Here is a 16,628-nt window from a genome sequence, read left to right as displayed (position 1 = left end):
GGATGAAGAACAGAAGTTCTTCATCCTTTTTCTATTATTATTAATTACATATTTTCTAAAGCGGCTTGGGCTAATAAGTTTAAGTAGTTCCAAGGGCGATCAAAATGTGGTTGGAAGAAGAAATCAGAAATCGCTAAATCTTCGACAGTCATTTTATTTTGGACCGCTAATGATAAAGTATTGGCAGATTGTGTGATATCATATTTAGACATCAATTGACCACCAACAATGCGTTGTGTTCCTTTTTCATAGACTAATTCCATCAGAACTTTTTCAGTTGTTGGCATAAACTCTGGACGATAGTTATCTTCGAAAACAGTTGCTTCGACATCTAGTCCATTTAATTTGGCACTTTCTTTTGTCACACCTGTTGAACCAATTTTCCAACCGAATAAATATAAGCCAGAAGTTCCCTGTGTGCCACGATAAGCCAATTTTTGTTCAGTCAAATTACGACCTACTAGCATACCTTGACGAACAGCATTCGTTGCTAATGGGATATAATTTTTTGTTTGACTTGGGTTGTAGTGAACAACTGCACTATCACCCGCAGCAAAAATATCAGGATTGCTTGTTTGCATATACTCATTGACTTCAATTGCACCATTTGGTAACATGTCAACTTTATCTTTTAATAATTCTGTATTTGGACGGAAACCAACACACATAATCACCATATCTGCTTCGAATTCTTGACTTGGTGTAATGACTTTTGCTACTTTTCCTTGCTCATCTGCTACGAATTGTTGGACATTTTCACCTAAAGCTAAATTAACGCCACGATCAACTAATTCTTTTTCTAGAACATCTGTGAATGGCTTATCTAAATATTTATTTAAAATGCGGTCTAACCCGTCAACTAAAGTGACTTCTTTACCAGATTCTACAAAAGCTTCTACTAATTCAATACCAATATAACCGCCACCAACGACAACGACACGTTTGGCATCTTTCGCTTTTTCGATGATCACGTTGGCTTGTGAATAGTTTTTACATAATAAAATATTTTCAGCATCAATTCCTGGAATTGGTGGAATAATTGGCCAAGAACCAGTTGTCATCACTAATTTATCATAAGAAACGGTCTCAGTTGCACCCGTTTGTAAGTTTTTCGCTGTAACAGTTTTGTCGTCCACGTTGATTTCTTCAACATTGTGTTCCATCTTCACTGTTGCTCCTAAAGAAGCCAGTTCTTCTGGATTTGAATAAAATAAATCAGCAGCATTTTTAACTACGCCTCCAACGTACAAGGCAATTCCGCAGGATAGGAAGGAAATATTGTCATTTCTTTCATATACAGTGACTTCCGCCTCCGGGTGATTTGCTAAAATACTTTTAACTGCTGAAGTTCCAGCATGGGTACATCCTACGACTACGACTTTCATGTTGTAAATCCCTTCTTTCACAATCTTTGTTTTGCAGAGGTGACGTCTCCCTCTGTCTGTTTAAAATATATCAGAGGAATCAAGCTTATTCGAGTTCTATGCTTGTGAATCGCATATAAAAAAATTCACAAACTGTTGCTAATTCTTAATAATAGCTAGTTAATTTTTTGTTTTTAAGAATTTAAAAGTCAATAACCACACAAAAAAACAAGCATAAGAGTGAAAACTCTTACGCTTGTGAAATTTGCCTAGACAAGTGACTTATCTTTTGATAAATTTTTAACAGTATGTAATTTTTTACACATTCTCCTGTTGTGCTTGTTGGCAATCTGGACATAATCCATATAATTCTAAACGATGTTCATTAATTTCGAAGCCTGTTAATTTACTAGCGGCCATTTCAACGTCCTCTAACCCTGGATAATGAAAATCAACGATTTTACCACATTTTTGACAAATCACGTGATAATGTTTCTTCGAACTAAAATCAAAACGACTAGATGCATCGCCATAACTCATTTCTTGAACGAAACCGATTTCAGTAAATAAACGTAGATTGTTGTAAACCGTTGCTACACTCATATTTGGAAAATGATCTTCTAGTGCGCGATAAATTTCATCAGCTGTTGGGTGTGTATGATTTTCGATTAAATATTCCAAGATAGCATAACGTTGCGGAGTAATTCGGATATTGGCTTCTTTTAATTCAGCGAGTGCATTTTTAACCAATACGTTGTCCATCTTTGTATCCCTCCCCTGTCTATCTTTCTTAAATAATACTATTTCTTATTACGATTGACAAGAATTATTGTAGGATTCTCGTGGAAAAAACGAGCATTTTACTAAACTAAGAGAAATGCTCGTTTTTTTGCGTGTTTTTTATTCTGGAAATTCGTAAAGAGCTGTCGAAAGATAACGTTCACCGTTATCTGGAACCAGCGCTAAGACACGTTTGCCTGCGCCTAATTCGACTGCCAAATCAATGGCCGCTTTAATTGCTGCCCCTGCTGAAATCCCCACAAGGATGCCTTCTTTTGGCCCCATTAAACGAGCAGTTTCTAACGCGTCTTCACTAGAAACAGCGGCAACTTTTTGATAAACGGTGGTGTCTAAAACGTCTGGGACAAAGCCAGCACCTATTCCTTGGATTTTATGTGGACCTGGTTCGCCACCTTCTAAAACAGGCGACTCCGTTGGTTCTACTGCAACAATTTCAATATCTGGAAAAATCCGTTTCAATTCATGGCCAACTCCTGTAACGGTTCCTCCAGTGCCAACACCAGAAACAAACGCATCTAAGCCACGTTTACCAAAGACATCAACAATTTCTTTTCCTGTTTTTTGTTCATGTACCATTGGATTAGCCGGATTATTAAATTGCAAAGGCATGAAGTACCCGTGTTCTTCTGCTAATGCTGTAGCTTTTGCAATTGCCCCTTTCATTCCTTCGGCACCAGGGGTTAATAATAAATCAGCCCCATATGCTTGCATTAATTTGCGGCGTTCAATACTCATAGTATCTGGCATCACAATCTTAACTGGATATCCCAACGCAGCACCTACCATTGCTAACCCAATGCCTGTATTACCACTAGTCGGCTCAATAATCGTTTGTCCAGGTTTTAGGCGACCATCTGCTTCGGCTTGTTGGATCATGCTTAAAGCAATTCGATCTTTCACACTGCCACCAGGATTAAAGAACTCTAGTTTAACAAAAACATCTGCAGCTCCTTCTGGTACCATCCGTTTTAATTTCACAACTGGGCTTTGACCAATTAACTCTGTTACTGATTTTACATAACCTTTAGTCATAATCCTACATCCTCCAATTTTACAAACAATATAATAATTCTTTCTCTAAGCATAGCTCAAAAAAACGATTTCTACCAGAAAAACGAATTTTAGTTTGTGAAAAATTAAATAAAAAAACGGATTATACTCATCCAATAATTGCTGCTAGCCCTACCTATTTTCACGATAAAAGACCTTACAAAAACAGCCGCTTTTGTAAGGTCCTTCTTCAACTAAATAATTGCAAAATTAACCGATTTGGATGGTTTGACCCACCGATAAAACAGAATCCAATGTTAATCCATTTAGTGACATTAAATTATCAACTGTCGTTCCAAAACGTGCAGCAATGTCCCACAATGTGTCGCCGTTTGCGACAGTGTAACTTTGACTAGCTACAGTTTCTGCTGTTGCTGTTGCAGAAGCCGCTGTATCGATTGTTGTATCAACGGTTCCCGTTGTATCTGAATAACTAGTGGTTTGAGCGACTGGTGCTCCCCAATCATATTGAGTTAAATTATATGCTTCAATTAACCAATTCAATTTTTCGGCATAGCCTGGATCAGTTGCATAACTTCCAGCTAAAGCGGCTGTTGCATCGCGATAACTGCTAGTATTACTCTTCCAAACGCCTGAATAATGGTATGTATCCCCAAAAGCAGTGGAACGAATAACATTGGCATGATCTTGGAACGATTCCGCATAAGAATTATAACTTCTAAATGCTGCTGTGACGGTCACCCATTGTCCGTCTAAATATTCTTTTGTTGGCATATAAACAGATTGTCCATTATAACTTCCTTTTACACCAAACAAGTTATAATTCGGTGCAGATGCTAACCCAGAACTACCATAACTACTTTCTAGCAACGCTTGAGCAATCATGACGGAAGCATACATATCATTGCTATTGGCAACGGCTGCTGCTGAATTTCCGATTTCATTAATAAATGCTTGCTGGCTTGATTCTGCTTGGGCAGGTACCGCAGCACCAACCACAGGTGCTAAAATCATTGAAGTCCCCGCAACGGCGGTAGCACGTTTATAAGCTTTTTGCTTTTTAAGAGCTTTTTGAATATGTTTACTACTTCTTGTTAACTGTTCGCTCATTCATTTTTCCTCCTCACTGTCTCACTTTTCTATTTTACCGTTAATTTCCTATTGAAACAAGAAATAAACGTATTAAATTTTGAGTTTTAAAATTTCTGTAATGTAATTGAAATCTTGTTTGTATTTAATTAACCCTCTTCACACTTGTGAAAACAACCACTTCTTCTTTTCAATTTGATGAGATTTTTGTTATTTATCCTCTTACTTTTCTTTATTTATTGTGATAAAATTTTTAATGGACTTGTCACTTTTTGAACAAACTTTATAAGAGAAGTCTGTTTTTGTAATCAAAACAACTATTGCCGAGTAGTTGTTGTATTACAAAATGAATTACATAGAAATGTAGGTGGTTAGATGAAGAAACAACAATCGGGTTTAACAAATCAAGTGACGTTTTTATTAGCGTTAACTTGCGGGGTCGTGGTCGCCAATATGTATTATATTCAACCAATTGGCACCCAAATTGCTCAGGCCTTTCAAGTCAGTATTGGTTCTATTGGTTTTGTTACTATGCTGACCCAATTAGGCTATGCGCTAGGCTTACTTTTTCTTGTTCCATTAGGCGATGTCGTTGATCGTCGCAAATTAATCATTCGAGTAGCCGCGCTCTCCTCGCTGTCTCTAAGTGCTGCATTTTTTGCACCAAGTTTTCTCCTGTTTGCATTCTCTTCTTTTTTTATCGGGCTGCTCTCTATTGTCGCCCAAATTATTATTCCTTATGCTGCGGTCATGGCGGGACCAGCGAACCGTGGTAAAGTAACAGGTCGAATGCTGGGCGGACTATTGACAGGAATTTTATTGTCTCGAACGATCTCGGGTTTCATTGCTAGTGCAGCTTCTTGGCGAACAGTCTACCTAATCGCCGTAATATTCGTGTTAGCATTGGTCGTTCTACTTCAATTAAAATTGCCCAAAACAGTGATACATACTCAAACTTCAAATCGATTAACTTATTTAGGTTCTTTGAAAAGTCTTCCTAAGCTAATCAAATCGCAACCTTTGTTAAGAGAAGCAACTGTCAATGGCTTTTTTATGTTTGCAACCTTTTCAATCTTTTGGTCTACATTAATTTTCTTTGTTAGTAGTCCAGCTTATTATTGGGGACCGAAAGAAGTCGGTATTTTAGCAATTTTTGGTTTATCGGGAGCATTCGTAGCACCCATCATTGGTCGTCTATCAGATTATTATCCAGAGCGGAAGATTGTTTTGATTGGCCTGTTGATGCAGTTCGGTAGTTTTATCTTACTTTTTCTAGGTGGAACACATGTGGTCTTACTAATCTTAGCAATTATTGTTTTAGATATCGGTACTCAATTTGGGCAAGTAGCCAATCAAACACGCGTCCAAAATTTGGGAGAAGAAGCCAGCAATCGTAACAATACCGTCTTTATGTTTTTCTATTTCATCGGCGGTTCACTGGGTTCATTGATTGGTACATTAATGTGGCAAAACTATGGTTGGTCTGGTGTTACTTTAACTGGTATTGGGTTCCAATTGTTCGCATTATTTTTTCACTTTATGCTCTTTGCTCCCAAAAAGAAATGAAGCAAAAAAACCTGAATGCTATCACAAGCATTCAGGTTTTTTAATGTTTATTTATAGTGATTTATAGGTATTAACCACATTTTCAGGAGTAAAGCCGAATTTTTCAAGAACTAGACCGCCAGGTGCAGAAGCGCCGAAGTGATCAATTGTAATTGTTTTGCCTTCCGTTCCTACATAGCGTTCCCAACCAAAGCTTGCTGCAGCTTCAATTGCCACACGTTTTGTCACAGCTTTAGGTAACACACTTTCTTTATATTCAGCAGATTGTTTTTCAAACAAATCAAAACTTGGCATTGACACGACAGATACATCGATGCCTTCTTCCGCTAATTTCGCTTGTGCTTCCACTGCTAGATTTACTTCAGAACCAGTCGCAATTAAAATCCCTGCTGGTTGTTCACCTTTTTGTGGTGACAATACATAAGCACCTTTTTGAACAGAAGCAGAAGCGTGTTCTAACGTTCCTTCTAAAACAGGTAAGTTTTGACGACTTAGAACTAAAATAGTTGGTGTTTCCGTAGAAGTCATAGCAATTTTCCAAGCAGCAACAGTTTCATTGCCGTCTGCTGGACGAATCACATGAACATTTGGAATGCAACGAACACTTGCTAATTGCTCAATTGGTTCGTGTGTTGGCCCATCTTCACCCACCGCAACAGAGTCATGCGTTAAGACGTAAGTTACAGGAACTTTTTGTAAAGCGGCTAAACGGATTGCTGGACGCAAGTAGTCAGTAAAGACGAAGAATGTCCCGCCATAAACATGGCTACCACCGTGTAATTGAATCCCGTTCATTGCTGCAGCCATTGCAAATTCGCGAACACCAAACCAAATATTACGGCCTTCGTATTGACCAGGTTCGAAATCTTTTTCTGCAGCAACCATTGTATTATTTGAGGCAGATAAATCAGCTGAACCGCCCCAGAAACTTGGAACAACTTTTGAAATAGCTTGAATCGTTTCTTTACTTGTTACACGACTTGCGGCACTTGTTCCTAGTTCATATTTAGGTAATTCTTGTTCCCAACCTTCAGGTAATTGGTTGGCAAAAGCTTCTTTAAATTGTTTGGCTAATTCTGGATGCGCATGTTCATAGTTCTTAAACATCTCATTCCAAGCCTCTTCAGCTTTTTGGCCTTCGTCAATCATCGTTTCTTTAAAACGAGCAGCGACTTCCTCTGGCACAGTAAAGTCAGGATATTCCCAACCATAAACAGCTTTAGCCGCTGTAATGCCCTCTTCACCAATTGGCGCGCCGTGAACGGAAGATGTTCCTTCTTTTGGTGCTCCGTAACCGATGACTGTTTTAACTTCAATCAGTGTTGGTTTATCTGTTTCAGCTTTAGCCGCTTCAATCGCAGCCTCTATTTCATCTAAATCATTGCCATCTTTAACTAAAATATGTTGCCATCCGTATGCTTCATAACGAGCCCCAACATTTTCAGTAAAGGCTTTAGAAGTTGGTCCATCTAATGAGATGTCATTTGAATCGTACAAGACAATTAATTTACCTAATTTCATATGACCAGCCATTGAACTTGCTTCTTGAGAAACACCTTCCATTAAATCGCCGTCACCACAAATTGCGTACGTATAATGATCCATAATAGGGAAACTATCACGATTATAAGTTGCAGCTAAATGTGCTTCAGCCATTGCCATACCAACAGCCATAGCAATCCCTTGTCCTAGAGGTCCTGTTGTTGCTTCAACACCATCTGTGTGGTGCACTTCTGGATGCCCTGGTGTTTTACTATCCCATTGACGGAAATTTTTCAAATCGTCAATTGTTACGTTGTATCCTGATAGATGTAATAAGCTGTACAACATTGCAGAGCCGTGGCCTGCTGAAAGTACAAAACGATCACGATCAACCCAGTTTCTAGAAGTTGTTGGGTTCACCTTTAAATGTTTTGTCCAAAGTGCATACGCCATTGGGGCAGCACCCATTGGTAAACCAGGATGTCCTGAGTTCGCTTTTTGTACGGCTTCAATACTTAATGTCCGGATTGTATTAACGCCCAATTGATCTGTCTTGTCAAACAAAAAAATCATCTCCTAATTTAGGTTTTTTTTACCTTTATTCATAGTGTAGCTTATTTCGACAATGAAAGCAATTACTTTCTGTTGTGAAGTCCTTTTTCACGTTGAATTTTTTTTAGTTTTTCAGGAGTCACATCGGTCCCTTCTTGATCCACGACCTTCATTCCTTCGATATGGTGACGCATCCCTCCACGAAATGCTTCTAAATACTCTTTACGTAATTCTTGTTGTTCGACTTTTTCTTTCGCACTAAGTTCTTCCACTTTTGCTTTATTCGCTAATTCATTTATACGGGCAATTTTTTCTTTCGATAACATCAAAATCCCTCCTTACTCTCACTGTCTATATTATAAGAACTGCCTTAAAAAAACAACTATATTCTGATATTTATAAAACACGAACGCTTGTTTGATTTCGTTCGCATTTTATGGTACACTAATTCTATCAATTGAAAGAAGGTGCGGGTTTTGGCGAAACGTACAGAAACAAGACAATTAGAAGTACTTAAATATATATACGAACAAGTCGAATTAAAGGGCTATCCGCCAACCGTTCGCGAAATTGGGAAGGCTGTTGATTTATCCTCAACTTCTACCGTTCACGGACATTTAGCTCGTCTTGAAAAAAAGGGTCTAATCTTACGTGACCCAACAAAACCGCGAGCAATCGAATTAACACCAGAAGGCTTGGAAAAGATCGGGATTCAACCGACAACTATTCCGATGTTAGGTGTCGTAACTGCTGGTGAACCAATTTTAGCGGTGGAAGAAGCATCAGATTTCTTCCCGTTACCTCCTGATTTACGTACAGAAGAAAATGCTTTATTTATGTTGACGATTCGAGGAGAAAGTATGATTAACGCAGGTATTCTAGATGGCGACCAAGTGATTGTTCGTAAGCAATCGAATGCCAATAATGGCGACATCGTAATCGCAATGACCGATGAAGATGAAGCAACCTGTAAACGATTCTTCCGAGAAGTAGATCATATCCGCTTGCAGCCTGAAAATGATGCATTAGCGCCTATTCTTTTAGATAACGTTACAATTTTAGGTAAAGTTGTTGGTTTATATCGCAATCATATTTAATAAAAAAAGGAAGTCACTCCGTTGAGCGGCTTCCTTTTTTGCTTGTTAACAAGTGAATAGCCTTTTGAGCTTCCTCGATAATCTCTTCTTCAGTTTCTACAGAAAGTAGATAATTTAAAGCTTCTAAACTTTGCTCGGGTTCTCTTTTTGCGAGCTGACCTAACGACCAAGCAGCTGTTCCGCGAATGACAGGACGCTGATCATTTAAACAGAGAATAATTTGTGGGATAGCTTCACGGCCGCCCAAATTCGCTAACGCAATTAAAGCATTTCGTTGCAATGGTTTTTTGCCACGCCAAGAGCCTGCTAAGTGTCCGAATTGCTGTTTAAACTCTTTATTGGAAATAGTTAATAACGGTGCCAATTTGGGATAGACTTCTTCAATCTTTGGTTCCATCTCTTCATGAAAATGAAAATCTTTTCCTTTATTATAAGGGCAAACCAGCTGACAAATGTCGCAACCATAAATGACGTTACGCATTTTTTTCCGATACTCTTCAGGCATCATGCCTTTTGTTTGCGTTTGATAAGACAAACATTTTTGAGCATTCATTCGACCGTCCCCTAACAAAGCCCCTGTAGGACACCCTGTGATACAACGAGTACAATCACCGCAACCATTTGGAACAGGTTCATCTGGTTCAAATTGAATATTGGTGGTCACCTCACCTAAATATACAAAGGAACCAAATTCTTCGGTAATCAGTAGACCATTTTTACCAATGAATCCTAAACCCGCCCGCTGAGCAACAGCGGTGTCAACATATTCGCCAGTATCTACTTGTGGCCGAAAGCGCCAGTGTTCTTTTTCTGCTTCAGTGGCAGCTTGCTCTTCAATAAAAGCAATTAATTTTTGCAACCGATCCTGCAAAATGTGATGATAATCAATTCCCCAAGAGGCTCGCGCAAATTGTCCACGCTTTTCATCTCTAGGCATTTTTTCCTGAGCTTTGGTGGGATAAGCTAAAGCAATGGAGATAATACTTTTAGGATGCTCAAACGTTTTTTCTGGGTAAATTCGTTCTTCCACATTTTGATGTTCAAATCCCGAGTTATATCCTCGCTCTCGTTGTTCATGCAGAGAATCTTCTAATTCAATAAATGGTTCAGCATGAGTAAAGCCGATTTTATCGATGCCTAAACGTTGACTCTCTTGAATAATTTTTTCTTTCAATGTCGGCATTGCTCATGCCTCCCTTCATTTTATTATTTATCGTTTCGATGATACGTTTCATAGTCATGTGCATAGAGATTTTTCTCGTCCACGACGCCGGGAACAGTGGCAACTTTTTCCCAAACAGACCAGTCGATTTCTGGAAAGAAGGTGTCGCCTTCAAATGTTTCATGAATCATCGTCCGATATAAGACATCGCATGCGGGAATCAGTTCTTTAAAAACGACAGAACCTCCACCAATAACGGTCACGCCTTCATAGTTGTCAGCATACGCAAGAATCTCCTCTACGGAATGCATAACCAAAACGCCTTCAGCTTGGTAATCCGGATTACTGGTAAGAACAATCGTTGTTCGATTTGGTAACGGACGACATCCCATGCCTTCGAAAGTTGCACGTCCTAAGACCAATGTATTATGAATTGTTTTTTCCTTGAAAAATTTCAAGTCGTTGGGTAAATGCCAAGGCAATTTGCCTTCTTTACCAATCACTCCTTGTTCATCTTGGGCCCAAATGGCTGCTAACATAGCTTCTCTCTCCTTTTTTATACGGCAATCGGCGCTTTAATCGTTGGATGTGGGTCATAGCCTTCTACTTTAATATCTTCCATATCAAAATCAAAAACAGAAGCCTTGTCTGGATTCAAAACGAGCGTTGGGAAAGAACGAACTTCTCGTGATAATTGTTCTTGCATTTGCTCCACATGATTTTGATATAAGTGGGCATCTCCTAGCGTGTGTACAAACTCCCCCACTTCTAAACCTGTTTCATGTGCAATCAGATGTGTCAATAAAGCATAGCTTGCAATGTTAAAAGGAACACCTAAAAAGACATCGGCACTGCGCTGATAAAGTTGGCAGCTTAATTTTCCTTCATTTACATAGAATTGAAACATAGTGTGACAAGGCGGCAACGCCATTGAAGGCACATCTTCTGGATTCCAAGCGGAAACAATTAAACGGCGAGAATCAGGATTGGTTTTAATCATTTCAATCACATTAGCTAATTGATCAATAAAGCTACCATCTTTGGTTTCCCAGTGACGCCATTGTGCACCATAAATATTCCCTAATTCACCATATTTTTCTGCAAACTCTGCATCATTTAAAATGGCGTCACAGAATTTTTGATGTTCTTCTTTGTATTGTTCTGCAAATGCTGGATCTTGTAAGACACGATGCCCAAAATCCGTCATGTCTGGTCCTTGATAATCTGCGCTTTTTACGTAACGTTCGAACGCCCATTCATCCCAAATATGATTATTTCGCTCTAACAAATAGCGAATATTCGTGTCGCCTTTTAAAAACCACAATAACTCACTTTTAATCAAGCCAAACGGTACTCGTTTGGTTGTTAGTAAGGGAAATCCTTTGGCCAAATCAAAACGCATTTGATAGCCAAATAAACTATACGTCCCAGTTCCTGTACGGTCTTCTTTAAAATGACCTTCTTCTAAAATCTTTTTTCCTAGCGCTAAGTATGCTTCTTCCATCTTATTACCTCCGTCTCTTAATCCGCGTATTCACTCAAGTATTCCCAACGATTCATTTTTTCTTCTAACAATTGTTCCGTTGCTGTTACTGCTTCTTGCAATTCTTGTAAACGAACAAAATCATCACCCTGATGATTCATTTCTTCAGTTAATGTTTCTAATTTCGTTTCTAATTGTGTGATATCTTCTTCAATTGTTGCCCACTCTTTTTGTTCCATATAAGTCAGCTTTGTTTTTTCTTTCTTTTCTGTCGATGCTTCTTTTACTGGTTTATTGAGTGGTTTTTCTTTGACCTTTTCTTGTTCTTTTTGGTTCGCCAAATATTCACTCATCGTGCCATAAAATGATAGGATCTGACCATTTCCTTGAAAAACTAACAATTTATCCATTGTTTTATCCAAGAAATAACGGTCATGAGAAACCGCAATTACCGCTCCTTTGAACGTTTGAATATAATCTTCTAAAATGGTCAACGTATCAATGTCCAAATCGTTGGTTGGCTCATCCAATAATAACACGTTAGGCTGACTAATTAATAATTTTAAGAGATATAACCGGCGTTTTTCTCCACCAGACAGTTTGCCAATCAGTGTCCCGTGCATAAAACGAGGAAATAAAAAGCGCTCTAACATTTCAGCGACCCCAACGCTGCTTCCATCACTGCGTTTCACTTCTTCTGCTGCTTCTTGCAAATAAGCAATCATCCGTTGATTAGGATCCATTTCTTCGTTTTGCTGGGTATAATAGCCAATTCGGACGGTTTCACCGATACTATATAGGCCACTCTCTAAAGGAATGCGGCCAGCTAAAATATTTAATAACGTGGATTTGCCTGCACCGTTTTTACCAGTAATGCCAATTCGATCGTTTGCTTGAATGAGTAAATTAAAGTCTTTCAAAAGCTGTTTATGATCAATGGCATAATTTCCTTCCTTGATTTCCAGAACTTTTTTCCCTAAACGCTGCGTGGCAAAGTCTGCTTCTAAGGTGCCATTGGTTTGTACCTGATGCAAGTTTTCTTTTAAATCCTGAAACCGATCAATTCTTGCTTGCTGTTTCGTTCCTCGTGCTTGAACGCCCGCTCGCATCCACGCTAGTTCTTGTTTGAAGAGGCGTTTTCTTTTTTCTTCTTGCTCTACAGCGACGCGTTCACGTTCGGCTTTTTCCATTACATACATTTCATAGTTTCCTTTGTATTCATACAGTTTTCCAAAAGAAAGTTCGAAAATCCGATTGGTTACTCGATCTAAAAAGTAGCGGTCATGGGTCACCATTAAAACCGCGCCACGATAGTTATTTAAAAAGTTTTCCAGCCATTCAATCGTTTCATAATCCAGATGGTTCGTTGGTTCATCCAATAACAGTAAATCAGGCGCTTCAATTAAGACTTGCGCCAAGCTTACTCGTTTTAACTGCCCACCAGAAAGCTCACCTATTTTCTTTTCCAATGTGGGAATGCCTAATTTTTGTAAAATAATTTTTGCATTGGTATCTGCTGTCCAAGCATCTTGTTTATTCATGGCTTCTTCTGCTTGCGTGTAACGTCTTTGAACCCCTTCGTCTAAACCATTCTCACTTAAAGCAGCTAACGCTAATTCATAATTTTTGACCGCTTTTATGATCGGGCTGTCTCCCTGAAACACGGCTTCTGCAATCGTAATATTCTCGTCAAATGTTTGATTCTGGGAAAGGTACCCAATTTGATAATCACTTGGCTGCTGAATCGCAGCAAGATCACCATCACCGCTATCTACGCCAGCAATAATATTTAATAAACTGGTTTTCCCTGTGCCGTTAATCCCAATTAAACCAATGCGATCTTTTTCATGAATCAAAAAAGAAAGATGATCAAATAGTGTTTTTTCCCCATATGTTTTGGTTAAATCTGTTACTTTTAATTCTTTCACCGACACTACCAACTCCTTCTATTTTGGTCTTGCTTATTGTATCAAAAATTGGATTATAAAAAAAGTGCATAAGATAAAAATCGTCTTGGTTTCATCTCATACACTATTACTTATTCTTTATTAAAATTTTTAACAAATCGTTTCAGCGGAACATTATTCACTTCGCCGCTAATCGAATAACTCTCTAATAAATTGACATTTTTTCGTAACTCGTTCGCTTCGATAATTGAAATGCGTTCAGATTGTTCGTAATGATCAATCATCCGTCGTTCTTCTTGGAAGCCTAATAATAGGTCTTTGACATAGTCTGTCTCCGTATGAACAATATACGAATCAATAAATTCGCCTTTTTCAAACTTATGGGCTAAATCCAAGCGTCCGTCAATGAAGAAATCAATTAAATCATCATCATAGACACCGCGCAAATTATCTAAACTCTTCAGAATAACTTGAGAATTTCTTAGAAAAACTTGGCGAATATTTTCTAGTTCTTCATTTCGTAATTCTTTTTCTTCTTCAGAAGCTTCACCACGATTGAAAAATAGCTTAGGATGTAAAAGAATCGAAATGATTTGTCGAGCAAATAATAACCAAAAGCCTACAATCGATAATAATTGTTTGGCAATCGACCGTTGCATCCGTGTAATCAAGCGTTGATACATACGATAACTTCTGACACTAATTTCTCCTTGTTTCAGACTTTCTTCTAAGCCGTCTCGTTCAATGGACACAATTAACGTCCGCAACTCTTGCACTTCTTGTTTTCGTTCTGCACTTAGCTGCTCGGTATACAATTCTTTTAAACGATCTTGATAATTTTCAATGACCGCATTCATTTCACCACGAGGATTCTCTTCATTTTGCTGTTTTAAGACATCAATGACATCACGTAATAAATCAATTTCGACTGACTCTTCATTTTCCACTTCCGTCTCTGAATCAGTTAAAAATGGTAAAACTAGAATCCCGCCAATCAGAGTCACCAAAATAACACAAGCCGTAATAAATAGTAATAACGGTCGTTCTTTAAAATGCTCGCCGTTAATCGCTGTTGGCAAAATAAAGATGGTGGCTAAACTCACTGTTCCTTTAACACCGCCAAAAGTTAAAATCAGCATTTCATTCATTGCGTTTTTAACTTTCTTAAGTCCATGTTGAAGCGTGTAAACACTGAAAATGGCTAAGAAACGAATCAAAAAGACAACGGCGCTAATAATTAGAACAACCAGTAGTAGGAACCAGTTTGAATATTGTTGGTCAATCCAAATTGGCGAAAACACTTGAGAAAGTTCAATTCCTAAGAATAAGAAAACTAAGGCATTTAAAGTGAACTCAATCATACTCCAAATACTTTCGCCAACATTTGACAGCTCAGCTTCAAAAAGCGAAACTTTTTTCAAACTAGACGCTTGCATAATTCCAGCAATCACAGCAGCAATAATTCCAGAAACGCCAATCAACTCTGAAATTAAATAAGCAATAAATGGCAAGAGTAATTCAATCAACAAGTAGCCTGTAACATCTTTTGCCACTGCAGTTTCAAGTAAATGAACAATTTGCTGTTTTAATAGAACTAACACGATTCCGACTACCGCTCCACCAATGCTGGAAATAACCAAGGTCCCTGCCGCTTCCACCGGCGAAAATGACCCCGTTAATAAAGCCGCTAATGCAAATTGAAAGGCTGTAACGCCTGATGCATCATTAATGAGTCCTTCACCAGATAAAATGTTCATCGAACGTTCAGGAATGTCAATTCGACCTGATAACGAACCTACCGCCACCGCATCCGTTGGCCCTAAAGCCGCTCCAAAAGCGAAGCAAGCAGCTAATGGTAAAGTAGGCAAAATCATATGCAGGGTCCAGCCGACTCCAACTAAGGTAATTAACACACCAAAAAAGGCCAAGAAAAGAATCATCCCGAAATTTTTCATCATTGCTTTCAGATTGATTAGCTCCCCTTCTCTAAATAAAAGCGGTGCAATAATCATTACTAAAAACACTTCAGGCTCAAATTCAATTTCCTGCCCCATTTTAGTTAAACCAATTAGAACGCCTACAATAATTTGCACAATTGGCAGCGGAATGACGGGAACAATCCGGTTGAATATGTTTGAGAAGGTAATAGACAGTGCAAAAACAATGATTAGAAAGGTAAATTCCATCCTATCATTCCCTTCTATATTAAATTTTTATTGACTTACCGATCAAAACATTTAAGTAATTTTTTCTTTTTAAGAATAATTTTCTTTTCGACTTCTTCTAACTCAGAACTGCGTTCGCAAAGTTCCAATTGAGCGCGTCGTGCTTCTAAACGAAGAAGTTCTCCTTTAATTAATTCAATCTTTTTGTAGCGTAAGAAATTTTTCTTTTGCATACGTTCTGCAAAGTGTTGTCGTTTTTCTTCAGGGATTGCTTGATATTTCTTTTTCAAGTCAGCGACACACTTTTCAAATTCTTCACTCACCGAAACAACTTCCTTCCAAAATTTAATCTGACTAATTATAACAAATTTTACCAAAAGTACAAGCAAAATTGCTTTCTTTTTTTCAAAAGAAATTCAGACAAAACTTAACGCGGGAAAAGCTGATTTCTAGGAGCTGAACATGGTTAATCTTCATTAACAATAATATCAATTTCTGCCTCTTCATTCATCCGTGTTGAAAGAAAAAGAACCATTTCTTCTAGTGGCGCAGAAAAGCGTAAAACCACCCCTCTTCTGCCTTTTTTTAAATACCCTAAACGAATACCGTTTGGCTTTTGAACAAGGACAATCTTTTCGATATCTTTAAAGGCCGTGCCCCGATTGTCAAAAGGATGCGTAATAATACAGTCCTCCGCAAAACCTCTTGCATCGTAAAGAAAACTGAAGATGATCAAAATATATAACACACTTCGAATCATTTCAATTTTATCTTCTGCCGAAAATGCATTGGCCAGAATCATTAAACAAAAAAAAGCAACTAAATATTTTGTTGTAGGATGTTTTGCAGCCGGAATTACAATACTTTTACGTACGAAGTAAAAGTAACCATACATAACGACGACAAATAAAAATAGCAATAACGTAAATCCATCGATAATCACAAACGA

15 protein-coding genes are annotated in these 16,628 nt (G+C 38.2%); 2 read left to right on the top strand and 13 right to left on the bottom strand.

Annotated elements, in window-relative coordinates:
- Positions 1-44: 44 nt before the first annotated feature.
- The 4 genes from IGJ37_RS06435 to IGJ37_RS06420 form a co-directional block, all read right to left on the bottom strand.
- Positions 45-1,385 (bottom strand): NADH oxidase, encoded by a 1,341-nt coding sequence (locus IGJ37_RS06435; RefSeq protein ID WP_002369384.1) that lies wholly within the window; start codon positions 1,383-1,385, stop codon positions 45-47.
- Between the two features lie 297 nt (positions 1,386-1,682).
- The gene (locus IGJ37_RS06430; RefSeq protein ID WP_002357560.1) at positions 1,683-2,126 is read right to left on the bottom strand and encodes a Fur family transcriptional regulator; all 444 of its coding nucleotides are present in this window, start codon (positions 2,124-2,126) and stop codon (positions 1,683-1,685) included.
- Positions 2,127-2,264: 138 nt separating this feature from the next.
- On the bottom strand, positions 2,265-3,197 hold the full coding sequence (cysK, locus tag IGJ37_RS06425) for a cysteine synthase A (protein ID WP_002366697.1): 933 nt from the start codon (positions 3,195-3,197) through the stop codon (positions 2,265-2,267).
- A 228-nt stretch (positions 3,198-3,425) separates the two neighbouring features.
- Entirely contained in the window at positions 3,426-4,286 is an 861-nt protein-coding gene (locus tag IGJ37_RS06420; protein WP_002357562.1) for a glucosaminidase domain-containing protein, read from the bottom strand.
- Between the two features lie 354 nt (positions 4,287-4,640).
- Between IGJ37_RS06420 and IGJ37_RS06415 the strand changes: the two genes are divergently transcribed.
- On the top strand, positions 4,641-5,831 hold the full coding sequence (locus IGJ37_RS06415; RefSeq protein ID WP_325814819.1) for an MFS transporter: 1,191 nt from the start codon (positions 4,641-4,643) through the stop codon (positions 5,829-5,831).
- Between the two features lie 51 nt (positions 5,832-5,882).
- On the opposite strand, the gene tkt is transcribed toward IGJ37_RS06415, so the two are convergent.
- Together tkt and IGJ37_RS06405 are read right to left on the bottom strand one after the other, a co-directional pair.
- Positions 5,883-7,877: a transketolase gene (gene tkt / locus IGJ37_RS06410; RefSeq protein ID WP_010816524.1), complete on the bottom strand. Its 1,995-nt coding sequence runs from the start codon at positions 7,875-7,877 to the stop codon at positions 5,883-5,885.
- A gap of 71 nt (positions 7,878-7,948) precedes the next feature.
- Positions 7,949-8,191 (bottom strand): DUF896 family protein, encoded by a 243-nt coding sequence (locus tag IGJ37_RS06405; protein ID WP_002382327.1) that lies wholly within the window; start codon positions 8,189-8,191, stop codon positions 7,949-7,951.
- 150 nt (positions 8,192-8,341) lie between these two features.
- Between IGJ37_RS06405 and lexA the strand changes: the two genes are divergently transcribed.
- Entirely contained in the window at positions 8,342-8,962 is a 621-nt protein-coding gene (gene lexA / locus IGJ37_RS06400) for a transcriptional repressor LexA (RefSeq protein ID WP_002357566.1), read from the top strand.
- A 13-nt stretch (positions 8,963-8,975) separates the two neighbouring features.
- Here lexA and queG read toward each other — a convergent pair whose 3' ends face one another.
- From queG to IGJ37_RS06365, 7 genes are all read right to left on the bottom strand, one after another.
- Positions 8,976-10,145: a tRNA epoxyqueuosine(34) reductase QueG gene (gene queG / locus IGJ37_RS06395; RefSeq protein ID WP_252671063.1), complete on the bottom strand. Its 1,170-nt coding sequence runs from the start codon at positions 10,143-10,145 to the stop codon at positions 8,976-8,978.
- A 23-nt stretch (positions 10,146-10,168) separates the two neighbouring features.
- Positions 10,169-10,663: a trimethoprim-sensitive dihydrofolate reductase gene (dfr, locus tag IGJ37_RS06390; protein WP_002357568.1), complete on the bottom strand. Its 495-nt coding sequence runs from the start codon at positions 10,661-10,663 to the stop codon at positions 10,169-10,171.
- Between the two features lie 17 nt (positions 10,664-10,680).
- Positions 10,681-11,628 (bottom strand): thymidylate synthase, encoded by a 948-nt coding sequence (locus IGJ37_RS06385; RefSeq protein ID WP_002357569.1) that lies wholly within the window; start codon positions 11,626-11,628, stop codon positions 10,681-10,683.
- A 17-nt stretch (positions 11,629-11,645) separates the two neighbouring features.
- Complete coding sequence (locus IGJ37_RS06380) at positions 11,646-13,535, bottom strand: ABC-F family ATP-binding cassette domain-containing protein (protein ID WP_252671061.1); 1,890 nt, start codon at positions 13,533-13,535, stop codon at positions 11,646-11,648.
- Positions 13,536-13,645: 110 nt separating this feature from the next.
- A complete protein-coding gene (locus IGJ37_RS06375) occupies positions 13,646-15,700 on the bottom strand; it encodes a cation:proton antiporter (protein ID WP_002371149.1) in 2,055 nt (684 codons plus the stop codon).
- A gap of 35 nt (positions 15,701-15,735) precedes the next feature.
- Entirely contained in the window at positions 15,736-16,068 is a 333-nt protein-coding gene (locus tag IGJ37_RS06370; RefSeq protein ID WP_002357572.1) for an ACP phosphodiesterase, read from the bottom strand.
- Between the two features lie 77 nt (positions 16,069-16,145).
- On the bottom strand, positions 16,146-16,622 hold the full coding sequence (locus tag IGJ37_RS06365; RefSeq protein WP_325814817.1) for a hypothetical protein: 477 nt from the start codon (positions 16,620-16,622) through the stop codon (positions 16,146-16,148).
- Between the last annotated feature and the right edge of the window lie 6 nt (positions 16,623-16,628).

The organism is Enterococcus sp. AZ104 (genome assembly GCF_050546705.1).
Classification (GTDB): Bacteria; Bacillota; Bacilli; order Lactobacillales; family Enterococcaceae; genus Enterococcus; species Enterococcus faecalis.
The sequence above is the reverse complement of the archived record's forward strand: the minus strand, read 5'-3'. Positions and strand labels throughout refer to the sequence as shown.